The organism is Promicromonospora noduliphila, from assembly GCF_056951025.1.
In genome coordinates, this window is sequence record NZ_CM167806.1 from 3,930,275 (window position 1) to 3,946,154 (window position 15,880).

Consider the following 15,880-nt stretch of genomic DNA (forward strand, 5'->3'; position numbering starts at 1 on the left):
GTCAGTACCCCAGGGCCGCGCCGTCGCCCCGCGGGTCCGCCCCTCCCTCGTAGCACCCCCGGTCCCGGTCGACGCGGATGGCCTGGGCGTGACCCATGTTGTCGTTCCAGTCGGTGACCATCTGCACGGGCTGCCCGCGGCGCTTGAGCTCGCGCGCCGTCTCGTCGGAGATGCGCCCCTCCAGCGACAGGTTGCGCGACGGCGTGCCCCACGTGCGGCCCATCAGCCAGCGCGGCGCCTCGACGGCCTGCTGCACGTCGTACCCGAAGTCGAGCATGCGCGTGACGAGCGCCGCCTGGGACTGCGGCTGTCCCTCGCCGCCCATCGAGCCGACGGCGAGGTAGGGCTCGCCGTTGCGCATCAGGAGGGCGGGCGCCAGCGTGTGGAACGTGCGCTTGCCGGGCTGCAGGTGGTTGGGGTGGTCCTCGTCCAGCGTGAAGAAGGCCCCCCGGTTCTGCAGGATGATCCCCGTCCCGGGGGCGACGACGGCGCTGCCGAAATCGTGGTAGATCGACTGGATGAGCGAGACCACGAGGCCGTCGGCGTCTGCTGCGGTGAAGTAGCACGTGTCGCCGTCGGGCACGAGCCGCTCGTGGTGGCGCGGGTACGGGATGCCCGCTGGCACGGCGGAGATGTCGAGCGCCCGCACGGGGTCGATGAGGACCCGTCGCTCGTCGGCGTACGCCCGGCTGATCATCCGGTCCAAGGGGATGTCGACGAACCGGGAGTCGGTCAGCCACTCGTCGCGGTCGGCGAAGGCGACCTTCACCACCTCGGCCAGGTGGTGGTAGTAGTCGGCGGTCCCCTCCCCCCAGGCCGCGACGTCGTAGCCGTCGAGCAGGTTGAAGATCTGCAGCGCCGTGAAGCCCTGGGTGCTCGGTGGCATCTCGTACACGTCGTAGCCGCGGTAGGTCGTCGAGATCGGCTCCACCCACTCGGCGTGGTAGGCGCGGAGGTCGTCCGGCGTCAGCGGCGAGCCCTGCGGCCCGAGCGAGGCGAGCCGGTCGGCGAGACTGCCCTCGTAGAAGCCGGCGCGCGCCCCGTCCCGAGCGAGCTCCTCGAACGAGCCGGCGAGGTCGCGCTGCACCAGCCTGTCACCCTCGCGCGGCACACGCCCGCCGGGCAGGTAGACGGCGGCGGTCTCGGGCGCCCGGGCGAGGACCTGCTCGTCCTGCGCCGTCCAGTCGGCGAGCGACCGGCCGACCGGCGCACCGTCGCGGGCGTAGCCGATGGCGGCCTCGAACAGCAGATCCCACGGCAGCCGGCCGTACCGCTCGTGGGCGAGCCACCAGCCGTCGACCGCGCCGGGCACGGTCAGCGCGCCGAGCGCGCCCCGAGTGGGGATCGCGTCGTGGAGGTCGCGCGACCGGTAGAAGTCGAGGGTCGCGCCCTGGGCCGCGGGCCCGCACGCGTCGATGGCCTCGACGCGCCCCGTGGCCGGGCCGGCGATCAGCCAGAAGCCGTCGCCGCCCAGCCCTGCCATGTGCGGGTACACCACGCAGAGCACGGCGTTGGCCGCGACGGCGGCGTCGACGGCGCTGCCGCCCCGCCGCAGCGCGTCGAGCCCGGCGGCGCTGGCCAGGTAGTGCGGTGTAGAGACGACGCCGCTCGGGGCACGGCATGGCGGCCGGCCGGTCCTCGGTCCGTCGGGGTGGCTCATGAGCGGCTCCTTCGGTGGCGTTACGAGGTGCGGTCGTCGAACTCCATGCCGGCGTCGCGCGGCGCGTCCGCCGAGTGGTCGAGGTAGCGCGTCCAGACCGGGAGGAGCCCGGCGACGACGAACGTCCCGAAGCCGGCCCACCAGACGGACGCGACCCCTCGGGTCGCGCCCACGCTGATGGTCACGCAGGCGGCGACGAAGAGGACCATCGCCACGGTCTCGATCGTGAGCTTCTTGTCCACGGGGAGCTCCCTCGGGTCGGCGGGGTTCGGTCAGGTGAGGAGCACGAGGGCGATCGTGCCGAGGCCCGTGAGAACCGCGACGACGAGCGTCCACCAGACCGTCAGGCGCAGCACGGCGCCCTCCTGGCCCTTGATGCCCGCGATGCTCGTGCCGAGCACGATGTTGGCGGGGGCGACCGCGTTGCCGTACGCGCTGCCCGCCGCCTGCGCCGCGATGACCGGCTCGGTGCTCAGGCCGTGCAGCCGCGCGACGTCGCTCTGCACGCCGCCGAACAGCACGTTGGAGGCGGTGCTGCTGGACGTCATGAACGCGCCCAGCGCACCGATGAGGCTGGAGACGAACGCGTACACGAGCGGCGGGGAGACCGCCGCGAGGCCGAAGGCGATCGTCAGGGACTGGCCGCTGTGGTCGAGCACGCGGCTGGTCACCAGGAACGCGATCACGGGCACGGAGGCCGGGACGGCGTCGACGAGCAGCGCCGTCCCGATGTGCTCGGGTGCCTGCCGCTGCGCCCAGGCCTGGTAGTAGCCGCGCGCCCGGTACAGGATCCAGACGACGAGCGCCGTGACCAGCAGCATCGTGCCGGGGTGCGTGAGCACGGTGACGGGGGCATAGCTGTCCGTCGCGGCGTTCGCCACCCCGAGCCCCGTGCTCACCTCCGGGAACGGCAGGCCCACCTGCCACGACCGCAGCAGGTCGTTGAGCGGCGGGATCAGCAACGCGCTCAGGGTGACGACGGGTAGCACGACGTACGGCACCGCCGACCAGAGCAGGCCCATGACCGGCCGCTCACGGTCCTCGTGCGCGTGCTCGGACCGCTCGGCCATGGCGGGCCGCACCGCGATGCCCGTGATCGGCTCGCCGTACCGGCGCCAGCGCGACAGCGGGTACAGGGCCACCAGGGCGACCGCCGCGGCGAGGAACGTGGACAGCTCGGGGCTGAACAGCGTCGCCATCATCTGGCCCACCCCGAGGATCGTCCCGAGGATCAGCACGACCGGCCACGCGTGGCGGACGGCGGCCCAGCGACCGTAGAGCCACACGACGAAGAACCCGCCGCCGTAGGCAGAGATCAGGATCAGCAGCCCGGACTGGAACGCCGCCCGCACCACGTCGTCGAGGTCGGCCACCTGGACGGTGGCGAGCCAGCCGACGCCGAGCGTGCCGAAGAACCGGGCCCACGCGTGCGCGAGCACGCCCATGGCCACGGCGTACACCGGCTTGACCCCCACGGCCATGAGCAGCGGCACCACGACGGCGACCGGCGCGCCGAACCCCGCGATGCCCTGCAGGAAGGACGAGAACACCCACGACAGGGCCAGGATGATGAACAGCTCGTTGCGGCTGAACCGGGAGATCCCGCGCCGCAGCGCGTCGTAGGCACCGGCCTGCTTGGTGACCTGGTAGAGCAGCAACGCCGGCCAGATCACGTACAGGATGAAGATCGCGTCCCACACACCCTTGGCCGAGGCGACGGCCAGGGTGCTCCAGGGCGTCTCGAACGCGAGCAGGGCCACGAGGACGGCGATGAACATCGCAACCGGCGCCGCCTCGGGAGCGCGCCAGCGCAGGGGGACCAGGAGCACCAGCAGCGCGACGATCGGCAGCACGGCCAGCGCCCAGTGCAGCAGGTCGACCGGTAGCTGCGCGTCCATGGGCTCCCCTGCGGTCTCGGCGGCGAGGCACGACCAGACCGAAGTTAACCCGGCGCCTCACCACCGTCATTCGCGCGCGGCGGGCATTTCACAGCACGAAAGAATGCGGCTCGACCCCGCCTGGCTCATCACCTGATTCCGGATAAGTTCGGGAGCGGAGTCTCCGACCTCCGTCCGTGCTCGTCAGTGGCCTGTGCGTCGCCGGGCCACGCGGATGAGGACGGCTCCCACCGTGGTGGCGAGCAGGGCGGCGAGGAGGATCCACCCGAGCTGGGGCCCGGTCACGGCCAGCCCGGGGACCGGTCCGGGCAGGTCGTCGCCCGCCTGGTCGCCCGGCGGGGCCGGCGGGCCCGGCGGCGCGGGGCTCGGCGTGGGGCCCGGCGACGGCGGCTCGGGGGCCGGCGGCACGCCGGTCAGCTCGATCAGCGCGGCATCGGGGTCGTTCGACGGCTCGGTGTCATCCACGTCCTGGGTGACCACGCCCGGCACCTCGATGAGGTCGCCCGGTGCTCCCTCGACCGTCCCGGAGAGCGTGTAGCGCACCTCCTCACCCACGGCGAGGGTCCCGACCCGGCAGGTCAGTTCGCCGTCCGCAAGGCCGCAGACCGGGTCGGCGGCCAGCAGCCGGACGCCGGACGGCGACGGCACCACCAGGCGGGTCTCCTGGGTCTCCAGGACGCCGCCGACCTCGGTGTAGGCGGCCGGGACCTCGAAGGTCGCGACCACACCACTCGCGGGGGCCGGGCCGTTGTTGCGCACCGTCGCCGCCAGGCCGACGGTGTCGCCGGAGCGGGCCTCCTGGCGCGGCGGCGTGAGCTCGAGGGCGACGTCGGTGCTCCGGTCGGCCGGCACCGTGGCCGTCGACGGCGGCGAGGTCACCGTCTCACCCTCCAGCGGACCCTCCGGACCGTCCGGGTCTGGGGAGACCGCCGATGCCGTGGCCTGGTTCACCACCGTTCCCGCCTCGACGTCCTCGTGCGTGACCGTGTACGTCGCGGTGCACTCGACCGTGTCCCCGGCGGCGAGCTCCTGGTCCGGGCAGTCCACCGCGACGCCGGCGGCGGCCAGCCTCGGGTCGTCCACCGTGACCTGCTCCAGCACGGACGACCCGGTGTTCGTGACGGCAAAGGTGTAGACGACGTTCTCGCCCGCATCGGCGACGTCGTCCCCGTCGGCGTCGTCCAGGCGCGCCGTCTTGTCCAGGGCGAGGCCCGGTGGCGCGGCGGCCGGGTCGCACGCCTCGGCCTCGTTGTCGGCCGCCTCCGGGTCGAGCGAGCCCGACCCGACCAGCGCCGCGTTGCACACCTCGGTGCCCTCCGCGTCGGCCGGGACCCCGAACGTGACGAGCGCGGAGGCGGAGTCACCCACGTCGAGCGAGCCCACCGGGCACTTCACGACCACCACGTCGTCCGTGACCTCGGGGGCCGGGCAGTCGTCACCGTCCTCGTCGGTGGCGGAGACGAACGTCATGCCGTCGGGCACGGTGTCGGAGATGACCACGTTGTCGGCGACCGAGGGCCCGTCGTTGGTCGCCGTGATCACCCAGGTCGCCGGGCGGCCCGCCTGCAGCGGGTCCGGTGCCACGAGCTCCTTGGTGATGCGGGTGTCCGACACATGCTGAACGACGACGGACTGGCTCGTCTCGTTGTCCTCGAGCGTGGTCTCGGGGGTGTCGGACCGGATCACGGAGGTGCCGGTGTACGTCCCCGTCGGGGTGTCGCCGGGCACGTGCATGACCACGACGTTGGTTGCTGCGCCGCCGGGCTCCCACTGGGCGCCGGGTGTCACGGGTTCACAGTGCAGCACGTACCGGAAGTCCTCCCACGGCGTCGCGGCCGGGTCGGCCGGCGGGGTGCGGTTCCAGGTGCAGTCGTTGAACGGCACGTCCACGCTGACCGGGACGAAGCCCGGCGGGAACGTCGTGTCGCCGTTCGTGCCCACGGCCGTCGACGGGCCGTTGTTGACCGCGAACCCGGTGAACGTGACCTCCTGCCCCGCCGCCGGCGTGGTGGTGCTCACCGACGACGAGACCGCCAGGTTGGTCAGGCGCCCGAGGGTCACGTCCGCCGTCGCCGTGTTGTTGCTGTCGTCGCCCTCGTTGGCCAGAGAGCCGATGGTCGCGGTGTTGGTGAAGGTGCCCGGGTCCTGGGTGGCGTCGGTCGTGGCCACGACGTGGATGGACGCGGTCGCACCCGCCGCCAGCACGCCGATCCGGCAGGCGATCTCATCGCCGGGACCATCGGGCACCCGCGGTACCGCCTGGGTCTCGTCCACGGGCGTGGTCTGCGGCGGCTCGCACTGCGACCGAGCCTGGTCGAGCGTGAAGCCGACGGGCAGGGAGTCGGTGACCACCGCGTGCTCGACGCCGGACGGGCCAGCATTGATCACCGTCAGCGTGTAACCGGCCGCGCCGCCGGCGATGACGTCGGGTGTGTCGGGCGTCTTGACGATCTGCAGGTCGGCGATCTCCACGACGTCGACGGCGGCCGTGGCGCTGACCGAGTCGGCGCCGTCCGCCAGGGGGGTGTCCGTGGTGACGACTGCGGTGTTCTCGACCTGCTCGGCGAACTCGTCGCCGCCGTTCAGGTCGTTCGCGTCGGGGTCGAGCACGCCGTGCACCGTGATGACCGCCGGCCGGGGCGGCACGCCGCCGGCGAAACCCGCCACGGTGCCCAGGTCGCACGTGACCACGCTGCGCCCGTCGGCGGCGGACAGGTCGCAGGTGCCGTGCCCGGTGTCGGCCTGCTGGGCGGTGAAGCCGAGCGGCAGGGTGTCGGTGACCACCACGCCGCGGGCGTCCGCCAGGCCCGTGCCCGGGGTGTCGGCGTCGGTCACCTCAACGGAGACCTGGTAGGTGAACTCGCCGCCGGCCACGAAGGACGGGTGCGGGTCGGCCGGCTCGTCCGGGTTCGGCACCGTGCGGAGGGCCGACTTGGTGACCGTCAGGTCGGTGACGGCGTCGGTGACCTCGAACTCTGCGGCGGTCCGGTTGTTCTCACGAGCCTCGGTGGTGTCGGGCTCAGGCGTCGTCGTGGAGACCTGCACCGCGCCCTCGTAGGTGCCCGGCTCGGCGTAGCCCGTCACGGTGAACTCGCACGTGTAGGTCGCCTCGGCCCCTGGTGCCAGGTCGCCCAGCGGGCAGACCAGCTCCGTGTCGACCACCGAGCACCCGCCCGGCAGGTCGCCTGGCTGGAGCGGGTCGGCCAGCCAGGCGTCGAGCACGTCGATGTTCATGCGCAGCTCGGTCTGCCGCGCGGTGGACGGCCCGTTGTTCCCGACGTCGAACGTGAACGTCCACGTCGAGCCCGGGCCGGTCGTGCCGGGGTCCGCCGGGGCGATCGCGAGCGCCGCGACGAACGGGTCGGCCAGGGCCACGACGGTGCTGCTCGCGCGAGCGGTGTTGTTCGCGAGGTTGGTGTCCGGGTTGCTCTCCATGTTCGCGGTCTCGACGGACGCGGTGTTGGTGAGCGTGGTCCCGGCCGGGACGTCTGCGTCGACGCCGAAAGTGATCTCGACGGTCGCGGCGGTTCCGGCGGCGAGGTCCTGCGTGAGCTGGCAGGTGAGGTCCTGGCCCGAGACGGTGCAGGCGACGTCCTGGCCGCCGCCGGAGGTGACGCGCGCGCTGTCGAACGTCACACCGTCCGGGAGCGTGTCACGGATGACCGGGCGCAGCGCGGCGATGTTCTCGGTGACGTCGTCGGGGTCGTTCGTGTTGGTGACCTGGAGCGTGTAGACGGGGCGCTCTGCTGCGGGCACGGTGCCGGCGGTGACCGTCGCGGGGGCCGCCTTGGTCAGGGCGAGGTCCACGAAGGGGTCGCCGGCCAGGGTCCAGGTCGCCGAGTCGTTGTCGGGGTTGGTGTCGCCCTCCGCGGTAACCGTCGCGGTCTGCGTGACCGGGTCACCGATCTCGGCCAGGTTGACCACGGCGAGCATGTCGACCTCGATGGTCTGGCGCTCCCCCGGGGCGATCGGTGTGCTGAGGGTGCAGGTGAGCTCATCGTGCTCCGGATCGCCGGTGGGCTCCGGACCGGTGCAGCCTCCACCGCCGGTGGGAGTGGCGGAGAGGAACTCCAGGGCCGTGGGAACCAGGTCGGTGACGACCACGCCTGTCGCGGTGGAGGGACCGCTGTTGGTCACGGTGATCACGTAGTCCACCGGCCGTGTGTCGGGCGGATCCATCCCGGGCAGCGTCGTCCGGTTGGCGGTCTTGGCGACCGCCAGGTCGTACTCCGTCGTGACGGCGGTATCCGCCGCTGCGGTGTTGTTGCCGGTGTCTGGGTCCTCGGTGTCAGCGGTCGCCGCCGCCTCGTTGTGCAGGGTTCCTGTGGCCGCCGGGTCCACCGTGCCGGTGATCGTCACCGTGACGGTGCCGCCTGCCTCGCCCGCGCCGTTCGCCAGGAGGGTGCCCGCATCGCAGGCCACGTCGCGCCCGGTCACGGTGCAGGTGCCACGCGACGGCTGGGCGGCCAGCGGCGTCACTCCTGCGGGCACCGCGTCGGTGAGGACCACGCCGGCGGCGTCGGAGGGGCCGAAGTTTGTGGCCGTGACGGTCCAGGCGATCTGCCGCCCGGCCACGACGTCGGCCGGGCCGGTCTTGGTCACCCGCACGTCGGCCTGCGGCTCGGCCGCCGTGACGACGGCGGTGTCCTGGTTGTCCGACGGGTCGGGGTCGGGCGTGTCGGAGGAGACCCGCGTCGTGTTCACCACGTCCGTGCCCGCGGCGAGCCCGCCCGCGAGCACGCCGGTCACGGTCACGATGGCGCTCTCCCCGGCGGGCAGCAGCGCCATGGCGCACCGCACGCTGCGCCCGACGGGACGCAGGCAGGTGGGGTTCTGTCCCCCGGTCACCGTGATCGTGGCGTTCGTGATCTGGGCCAGGCCGGCGACAGCGAAGGCGTCGTCGATGCGGGTGTTCACGGCGTCGGAGGCGCCGTTGTTGGTGACGGTGATGGTCCACGTCACCTCGTCGCCGGGCACGCCGGTCTGCTGTGCGGGCGTCTTGGCGATCGAGAGGTCGGCCCGGCGCACCAGCGTGACGGTGTCGCCCGCGACGTTGTTGGACGGCACCGGGTCGGACGTCGTGGTGCTCACCGACGCGACGTTGGTCAGCGTCGTGGCCGTCGAGCCCGATGATGTGGTCCCGCGCAGCGTGACCGGTACCGTCGCGCCGTCGGGCAGGTCGCCGAGTGTGCACGTCACGGTGCCGCCGCTCACGTCGCACGAGCCCTGGGGCGTCGTGGCCGTGACTCCGGCCCAGCCGTCGGGGACGGAGTCGGTCACGGTCACGTCCGACGCCGTGCTCGGACCGTCGTTGCGCACGGTCAGCGTCGCCGACACGGCCGACCCGACCGCCGCCGGGTCCGGGGTCAGCTCCTTGGTGATCGCGACGTCGGCCAGGTCCTGGACCGTCACGACGGCGGGGTTGGTCGTGTACTCCGCCGCCGTGCCCGTGGTCTGGGTCCGGTAGTCCAGCGTCGCCAGGTTGGTCACGGTGGTGCCCGCGGCCGCGTCGTCGAGCGTGACCTGGAACGAGTAGCCCGCCCGGGAGGTGCCGTCGTCGGTGCAGCCGGTACCCGAGCACGCCATACGTCCGCCGGTGGTGGCGGTCGCTCCACCGCCGAGCCGCATCCGAACCGTGCGACCGTCGACCTCGCCCACGTCGTCACCCGCGGCGTCGGTCACGGGTGTGGACGTGCCTGTCGGCCCGACCAGCCGCAGCGACCCCGGCACGTAGGTCGTGTCCGGCGGCAGCACGTCCTCCGAGACGACCCCGACGGCGGGGTCCTGTCCCGTGTTGGCATAGTTCAGCGTGTACTGCAGGGTGTCGCCCGGCCGTGCCGGGTCGTTCCCGCTGAGGTTGGTGACCGACTTGGACGACGCGGTGAAGTCCGGCGCGTACAGGTTGATCGCCATCCCCAGCACGCCCGGGTAGTACTGGTCGCCGTTGCTGCTGAACCGGAAGGCCGCGCTCGTCGCGCCGTTCGGGATCGCGCCGGAGGCGCCCAGGTTCTTGATGTCGAACCCGAGCATGTTGCGGTCCGCGGGGGTGCGTGTGGTCACTATCGCGTTGTTCCGCGTGTTCACGCTGGCGAAGAAGTTCGAGCCGGGCGAGACAGCGGTGGCGAGCTGCGTGTTGTTCAGCCGGGTGTAGTCACCGGTCTGCGCGAGGTCGCCCTCGTAGGCGACCATCGAGAGCTGTGCGTCGACAGTGCCGAACGGCGGCGCCTGAAAGCCGGACACCGAGATGGTCTGCGGGCTCTGCAGCGTCACGAGGTCGAAGCCGTCGAAGACCGTCAGGTTGCGCAGCGGCAGCCCAGGGGCCGTGTAGACCACCGTCATCGCCCACCCCGCGTACCGGTCCTGGCCGGTCGCCGCGACCACGTCCGCGCCCCAGTAGTCACCGTTGCCCGCCGCGCGCACGGTGCCGGTGACGTCCGCGAACCGCTGGTAGGCGCGGTAGGAGCCCGTGTTCGGCCCGAACTGGTCCCGCGCGGCCGTGCTCGCCGTCACCGTGCGGTAGGCGCCGTCGCCGGGCGCCCGGAACGAGATCTCGTCGTAGTCACCCGACCCGGACTGGCCGCCCGAGCCCGCGTCCAGCCGGGCACCCCAGTAGAGCCCCGCCCACAGCACCGTGGCGCCGTCCGGCAGGCTCAGGCGGGACGCGCTGGAGCGGCGGGTGGCCGGGTCGGAATCGGCATCCAGGTTCGTCATGACGAACCCGTTGTTGTCGTACGTGCCGCCGTTCCTCGCGTCCGCGCAGTTTCGCGCGCTCGCCTGGCAGGTCAGCAGGTTGTTGCCCAGCGAGACGATCGCACCGTTCCCGTTCGCCGAGAACTTCGGGGTGAACGGAACCCTGTTCGCGGCATATCCGGGCTCCGCGGGAACCGCGACGAACAGCGACACGAGCAGCGCTGTCAGCATCCCGACCACGAGAGCCCGCACCTGCACGAGCTTCGGCGACCCTGGCGCTGCCATTCCACTGACCTTTCTCGGGTGAAATCGTCGCAAGCGCGATCAATGTAACGCCGGGATGACGACGCTCGCGTGACCGCACCGGACCTTATGGGACCAAGCGGGCGACCATTGTTTTCGCACCATGAAAAGAGAGACGCCATGAAATAAGAGAAAGGGCACCGGCGGCAGACGAGACATACGCTCGTGGTGGCCATGTCGTCGATGGAAAAGGGAATCCGGGTTGCGCGCCCGGGATCACCATGGACCTTCAGCTTCTTCGATCGCTGTACGACGCCGGTGCCCTCGTCGCGTCGGTGTACCTCGACACGACCCGGACGGACCCTCAGGCAGACAAGCGGATCGAGCTGGGCTGGAAAGCGGCCCGCCGGACCCTGGCCGAACAGGGCATGGACGAGGAGACCCTCGCGGCGCTGGACGGCGTGGTCGGAGGGGCACGGGAGATTCCGGGGCCACAGGGCGAGGCCGTGTTCGCCTCCGGCGGGCAGGTACTCGGTGTCCACACCATGTCGCAGCCGCCGCGCGCCGAGGGGGCGGTCGTCCTGCCCGTCCCGGATCCGCTGCAGCTCGCGATCGACCGTGACCACCAGCTCCCGTACGTGGTCGTGGCGGTCGACCGCACCGGCGCGGACGTCGACGCGTACCCGGCGGCAGCGCACGAGCCGTCGTTCCAGCGGAGCTTCAGCGGCAGCACGTTGCACATCACTCGGGTCCGGGCCGGCGGCCCGGCACACGCCAAGTATCACCAGCGGAGCGTGAACCTGTGGAGCGAGAACACCGCACAGGCCGCCGACGACGTCAGGAACGCGGCCGACGAGGTCGGCGCGGCGGTGGTGCTCGTCGCAGGGGACCCCAAGGCCGTCGGCCTGCTGCGGGAGCACCTGACCAGCCGCCCACCGACCGGGCGGCTGATCTCCGTCGAGGGCGGCAGGGCCGACGACTCCGCCCTCGCGGGGCTGCGGGCGAGCGTGGACGCCGCCATGCACGACGCGATGGAGGCCAGCCACCACGAGGTGCTGGAGCGGCTGGACGCGGAACTGGCCGGCGGGCAGGCTCTTGAGGGGCTCCCTGCCGTCCTGGACGCCCTGTCCGAGGGCCGGGTGGAGACCCTGCTGCTCGCGGCTGACCGCACCGGAGACCCACAGCTGTACGCATCGATGACCGACCCCATGGCACTGGCCACTGACACCGCTGCGTTCAAGGACGACCACACCGTCTTCGCTGCGCCTGCCGGTCCGCTCCTGCTCCGGTCGGCGACCTTCGGCAATGCCGCGTTCACCGAGATCCTTTCCCCTGACCACTGCGTGGACGGTGTGGGGGCCCTGCTCCGGTTCTGACCGGCGACGGCGGACGGACGACACGTCCCCGCGAGGCGGGGCTACCCAGTCCGACTTCCTAGCTCGTTACCTGCGGGCTCGCGGCCTGGTGGTGACCTGTGCGCAGAACATCACCGATATCGACGACAAGATCATCCGCCGAGCCACTGAATCACGCCGCTAGCCGCGGGACCTCGCGGCCGAGTTCGAGGACGCCCACCGCAAGGACATGGCCGTGCTCGGGAACACGAGCGCGGACATCCACGCCCGGGCTCACGGTCGCGGTGATCACAATGGCCTGAACCTACGATCCGTAGGTTCAGGCCATTCCGATGTCCTGCGACATCACACGGTCGGGCTGACTGGATTCGAACCAGCGACCCTCTGCTCCCAAAGCAGATGCGCTACCAAGCTGCGCCACAGCCCGCTGACGGCGCGAAAACCGAGGACTACCTCGGAGTTCTTCGGGGTACCCCGGCCGACGGTTCATCATATCCGGTCGGCACGGAGCGCACGCCAGTCGATTCCGGACGGCACGGACCGCTCACCCGCCGCGCACGAGCGCCCGCTCAGCCCGCAATAGCGCCCGCTCACCCCGCCGCACGCATGAGCGCCCGCACCTCGGTCGCGTCCGCCGCCGGCGTCGTGTCGTAGGCGGCCCGGTAGTCGCGCGAGAAGTGCGAGGGGCTCACATAGCCGACGGCGCGGGCGGCCTGCGCCGCCGACTCCCCGAGCAGGACCATCCGCCGTCGTGCCTCACCGAGCCGCAGGCGCTTGAGGTAGTGCAGCGGGGACATGCCCGTGATCTGCTTGAAGCGTCGCGTCAGCGTCGACGGGCTCGACCCGACGGCCGCCGCGAGGCGGGCGAGCGTCCACGGCCTCGGCAGCGACTCGTTGAGCAGCTCGATCGCGCGGACGACGACCCCGCTGTGCGCCGGCTCCAGCGCGGCCAGCAGCCGGGGCGCCTGGTCGGTCTGGAGCAGCCGGAGCACCACCTCGCGGGTCACGAGCAGGCCGAGCACGGGGATGTCCTCCGGCGTGTCGAGGAGGCCGATCAGCCGCGCGACGGCGTCGGCGAGCTGCGGGGTCCAGCTTCCGAGCCGGGCGGGTTCGGCGTCCGACGTCGTGGCCGGGCGGGCCATCGCCTCGGCAACCTCGGCCACGATGACCGGATCCAGCCGCCAGATCGCGGACAGGAAGTCGCCGCGCGCATCGAGCTCGGTCACGCCCGCCATGACCGGCAGGTCCACCGGGGTGATCAGGAAGTGCTCGCGCCCCCAGTGCTGGTCGTACTCACCGATGACCGACCGCTTGCGCCCGCTCAGCACCATCGACAGTGACGGCTGGTAGCTCTGGTAGTTGAGCCCGGTCGTCCGGTCGACGTGGCCGAGCCGGAGGCCGAGCACCTCGGCCCGCGCGCTGTTGTCCGCGTGCCGGCGCACGCTCTCGGCGGCTCGGTCCAGGCTCACGTTCACGACGTCGACCACGTCTGGATTCAACGCCATCTGACCGCCGGGTGTCGACCGGCGGGTGTCCGAAGGCGGCAAGGATCCGCCGCGATCAGGCAACCGGGCGCGCCGCGCCGCCACCAGGCTGGAGGCATGGAATCCAACGAGAACGTCCTGTCAGCGCTCCCCTCCGACGACCGGCTCGCGGGCCGGACCGCCGTCGTCACCGGATCCACCAGCGGGATCGGTGAGGCGATCGCCCGCGTGCTCGCGGCGTCGGGCGCGCACGTGGTGGTCAGCGGCCGCGACGCCAAGAAGGCGGAGCAGGTGGTCAAGGCGATCGCCGCCCAAGGCGGGCGGGCGACCGCGGTGACCGCCGACCTCTCCGCCGGCCCGGACCAGGTACGTGACTTCGCGCGGCGCGCGGCCGACGAGCTCGGCGGCCAGGTCGACATCCTGGTGAACAACGCGGCCATCTACCCGTCGGGGCCGACCGATCAGGTGTCCGACGACACGCTCGACGCCGTGCTGGCGACGAACGTCCGGGCGCCGCACGTGCTCGTCGCGCAGCTTGCACCCGGCATGGTCGAGCGCGGGGGCGGCGTGATCGTCAACATCGGCTCGTGGATGGCGCGGGTGGGCGTGCCGTTCATGGCCCTCTACCCCGCGACCAAGGCCGCGATCGAGCAGCTCACCCGGGCATGGGCGGCCGAGTACGGGCCCAAGGGCGTCCGCGTGGCCGGCGTCGCGCCGGGCGCGACCGCCACGCCGGGGAACAGCGCGTCGGCCGAGCTGCTCGCCGCGGCGACGGCGGGCACGCCCGCCGGCGTGCCGGTGCGCCCCGTCGACATCGCGTGGGCCGTGCGCCACATCGCCTCCGCCGAGGGCGCCTTCGTGCACGGCACCGTCCTCGACGTCGACGGCGGCATCACCGCGACCCGGCTCCGCTGATCCAGCTCGGCCGGTCCGGGGGCGCCCCGGCTCCGCCGATCCCGGAGCTGATCCTCCGGCTCCACTGGCCCCAGGCCTGGTCCCCAAAGTGCGCTTCTACCCTGCGATTCGGCCCAAGAACCCAACGAGGTTTGGGCAAAATCGCAGGGTAGAAGCGCACTTCGTCGTTCCCCGGAACGCCAGGACCCCGGACCGGTCACGGCCGCCGGACGATGATGTCGCCCCAACCCGTGCTGGCGTGGATCTCGGCGGTGGCCTCGTCGGCGACCGGGCCCTCGGTGGGCGTGAGCTGGTTGCGCACGGTCCCGTGCTCGGAGGCGACGTCGAGCCAGGCCGCGGTGCCCTCCGGCACGTCCACCTCGATCGAGCCGTACGAGCTGGTGAGCGTGACGCTGCCGGACTCCATGCGGTCGACGCGGATGTCGGCGTGGGCCGACCTCGCGGTGAGGGTGCCTGCCACGCGGCCCACCGCGATGTCGGCGTGCGCCCCGGCGACGTCCAGCGTCCCGGTGAGGGACCCGATGGTGGTGGTCCCGTTGCTGGCGCGAACTCGGCCCTCGCCGTCGAAGTCGGTGATCCGGACGGAGCCGGCGCTCGCCTTGACCGCCGTAGGGCCGGCGGCCCGTCCGACGACGATGCTGCCCGCCGAGACCTTGAGGTCGAGGCGGGCGGCCTCGTCGACCCGGGCGTCGCCGCCGTTCAGAGTGAGGTCGACGACGCCGAGCCGGCCCTCCGCGTACAGCGAGCCGGCCTTGCCGCTCAGGTCCGAGCCGGCGGGCAGCTCGATGGTGACGATCGCGCCACCGGCCGAGAAGGGCAGGACGTACTGCCGCCAGGCGGCCGGGTAGATGATCGTGACGGCGTCGCCGTCCCGGGCGACGCGCGTCTCCTCGGCGGCGCGCACGGCGCCCGACTTGTTCGGGTCGGCGGGCAGGACGGTGACGACGACGTCGTCCCGCTCCCCCGCGATCACGCGCAGGTTGCCGAAGGGCACGTCGATGACGACCGGGACGGGGGTGGGTGCGGCGAAAGTAGGCATGGGAGTCTCCTGGTAATGGCGAAAAGGTGCGCGGTGGCGGCGGGCGCGGTCAGCGCACCCAGCCGGTGAGGCGGTTGATGGGCCCCTGCACGGGGCCGGTCTGCGGGGAAGCCCCGCCGGCGGGCTGGTCGAGCGCTGCCGCGACCGCGCGCACGAGCCAGGTGTTGACCGAGACGCCTTCGCGGGCGGCGGCGGCCTCGGCCTGCGTCTTGAGGTGGTCGGGCAGGCGCAGGGTGGTCCGGGTGGTGGCCCCCGCATCGGCGTCGGCCACCGGCGGCACGGGCTGCGGCGCGGACGACGGCGAGAGCGCGGTGGTCGCCGTCGGCTCGACGGCGGCGGGCGCGGCGACGACGAACTCCGGGTCGCCGCCGCGCAGGCGCACGTCGACCGAACCGGGCGCGAGCTCTGCGGAGATCTCGCCGGCCGCCGCCGAGAGCGCGTCGAGCAGGACGAGGCGCACGGCGGCGTCGAGCGGCGCGGTCAGGCGCTGGGCGAGCTGCCGCGCGTCCTCGCCCGCGGCGTCGGCCACGGTGGCCAGGCGGTTCTGGAGGTCGTCGACGTAGTGCGTGAGGTCCATGACGCCATTCTGACACCAT

The 15,880-nt window shown here is 72.4% G+C and carries 10 protein-coding genes and 1 tRNA gene; 3 read left to right on the top strand and 8 right to left on the bottom strand.

Features of this window, described 5'->3' with window-relative positions; translation table 11 throughout:
- Position 1 precedes the first annotated feature (1 nt).
- The 4 genes from ggt to AC0QU1_RS17295 form a co-directional block, all read right to left on the bottom strand.
- A complete protein-coding gene (gene ggt / locus AC0QU1_RS17280; RefSeq protein WP_483570997.1) occupies positions 2 to 1,660 on the bottom strand; it encodes a gamma-glutamyltransferase in 1,659 nt (552 codons plus the stop codon).
- Positions 1,661 to 1,680: 20 nt separating this feature from the next.
- On the bottom strand, positions 1,681 to 1,902 hold the full coding sequence (locus AC0QU1_RS17285; RefSeq protein WP_483570998.1) for a hypothetical protein: 222 nt from the start codon (positions 1,900 to 1,902) through the stop codon (positions 1,681 to 1,683).
- A gap of 30 nt (positions 1,903 to 1,932) precedes the next feature.
- Complete coding sequence (locus AC0QU1_RS17290) at positions 1,933 to 3,558, bottom strand: L-lactate permease (RefSeq protein ID WP_483570999.1); 1,626 nt, start codon at positions 3,556 to 3,558, stop codon at positions 1,933 to 1,935.
- Between the two features lie 183 nt (positions 3,559 to 3,741).
- A complete protein-coding gene (locus tag AC0QU1_RS17295; protein ID WP_483571000.1) occupies positions 3,742 to 10,533 on the bottom strand; it encodes a DUF7507 domain-containing protein in 6,792 nt (2,263 codons plus the stop codon).
- 239 nt (positions 10,534 to 10,772) lie between these two features.
- Between AC0QU1_RS17295 and AC0QU1_RS17300 the strand changes: the two genes are divergently transcribed.
- On the top strand, positions 10,773 to 11,867 hold the full coding sequence (locus tag AC0QU1_RS17300) for a baeRF2 domain-containing protein (RefSeq protein ID WP_483571001.1): 1,095 nt from the start codon (positions 10,773 to 10,775) through the stop codon (positions 11,865 to 11,867).
- Positions 11,797 to 12,030 (top strand): hypothetical protein, encoded by a 234-nt coding sequence (locus tag AC0QU1_RS17305; protein WP_483571003.1) that lies wholly within the window; start codon positions 11,797 to 11,799, stop codon positions 12,028 to 12,030. Before AC0QU1_RS17300 ends, AC0QU1_RS17305 begins: the two co-directional genes overlap by 71 nt.
- Before the next feature lie 169 nt (positions 12,031 to 12,199).
- Here AC0QU1_RS17305 and AC0QU1_RS17310 read toward each other — a convergent pair.
- Together AC0QU1_RS17310 and AC0QU1_RS17315 are read right to left on the bottom strand one after the other, a co-directional pair.
- Positions 12,200 to 12,273 (bottom strand) — tRNA-Pro (locus tag AC0QU1_RS17310).
- A 163-nt stretch (positions 12,274 to 12,436) separates the two neighbouring features.
- Positions 12,437 to 13,333 carry an AraC family transcriptional regulator gene (locus tag AC0QU1_RS17315; protein ID WP_483571005.1) on the bottom strand — a complete coding sequence of 299 codons (897 nt, stop codon included), beginning with the start codon at positions 13,331 to 13,333 and terminating at the stop codon, positions 12,437 to 12,439.
- 114 nt (positions 13,334 to 13,447) lie between these two features.
- Between AC0QU1_RS17315 and AC0QU1_RS17320 the strand changes: the two genes are divergently transcribed.
- Entirely contained in the window at positions 13,448 to 14,245 is a 798-nt protein-coding gene (locus AC0QU1_RS17320; protein ID WP_483571006.1) for an SDR family NAD(P)-dependent oxidoreductase, read from the top strand.
- A gap of 196 nt (positions 14,246 to 14,441) precedes the next feature.
- On the opposite strand, the gene AC0QU1_RS17325 is transcribed toward AC0QU1_RS17320, so the two are convergent.
- Positions 14,442 to 15,284: a DUF4097 family beta strand repeat-containing protein gene (locus AC0QU1_RS17325; protein WP_483571008.1), complete on the bottom strand. Its 843-nt coding sequence runs from the start codon at positions 15,282 to 15,284 to the stop codon at positions 14,442 to 14,444.
- 49 nt (positions 15,285 to 15,333) lie between these two features.
- Complete coding sequence (locus AC0QU1_RS17330) at positions 15,334 to 15,861, bottom strand: toxin-antitoxin system HicB family antitoxin (protein ID WP_483571010.1); 528 nt, start codon at positions 15,859 to 15,861, stop codon at positions 15,334 to 15,336.
- Positions 15,862 to 15,880: the final 19 nt, after the last annotated feature.

What these genes read in the sequence shown, in the direction of transcription:
- AC0QU1_RS17305 (WP_483571003.1), top strand. Translation starts at nt 11,797, where the DNA reads ATGCCGCGTTCACCGAGATCCTTTCCCCTGACCACTGCGTGGACGGTG.
- AC0QU1_RS17330 (WP_483571010.1), bottom strand. Translation starts at nt 15,861, where the DNA reads ATGGACCTCACGCACTACGTCGACGACCTCCAGAACCGCCTGGCCACC.
- AC0QU1_RS17300 (WP_483571001.1), top strand. Translation starts at nt 10,773, where the DNA reads ATGGACCTTCAGCTTCTTCGATCGCTGTACGACGCCGGTGCCCTCGTC.
- AC0QU1_RS17320 (WP_483571006.1), top strand. Translation starts at nt 13,448, where the DNA reads ATGGAATCCAACGAGAACGTCCTGTCAGCGCTCCCCTCCGACGACCGG.
- AC0QU1_RS17290 (WP_483570999.1), bottom strand. Translation starts at nt 3,558, where the DNA reads ATGGACGCGCAGCTACCGGTCGACCTGCTGCACTGGGCGCTGGCCGTG.
- ggt (WP_483570997.1), bottom strand. Translation starts at nt 1,660, where the DNA reads ATGAGCCACCCCGACGGACCGAGGACCGGCCGGCCGCCATGCCGTGCC.
- AC0QU1_RS17325 (WP_483571008.1), bottom strand. Translation starts at nt 15,284, where the DNA reads ATGCCTACTTTCGCCGCACCCACCCCCGTCCCGGTCGTCATCGACGTG.
- AC0QU1_RS17295 (WP_483571000.1), bottom strand. Translation starts at nt 10,533, where the DNA reads ATGGCAGCGCCAGGGTCGCCGAAGCTCGTGCAGGTGCGGGCTCTCGTG.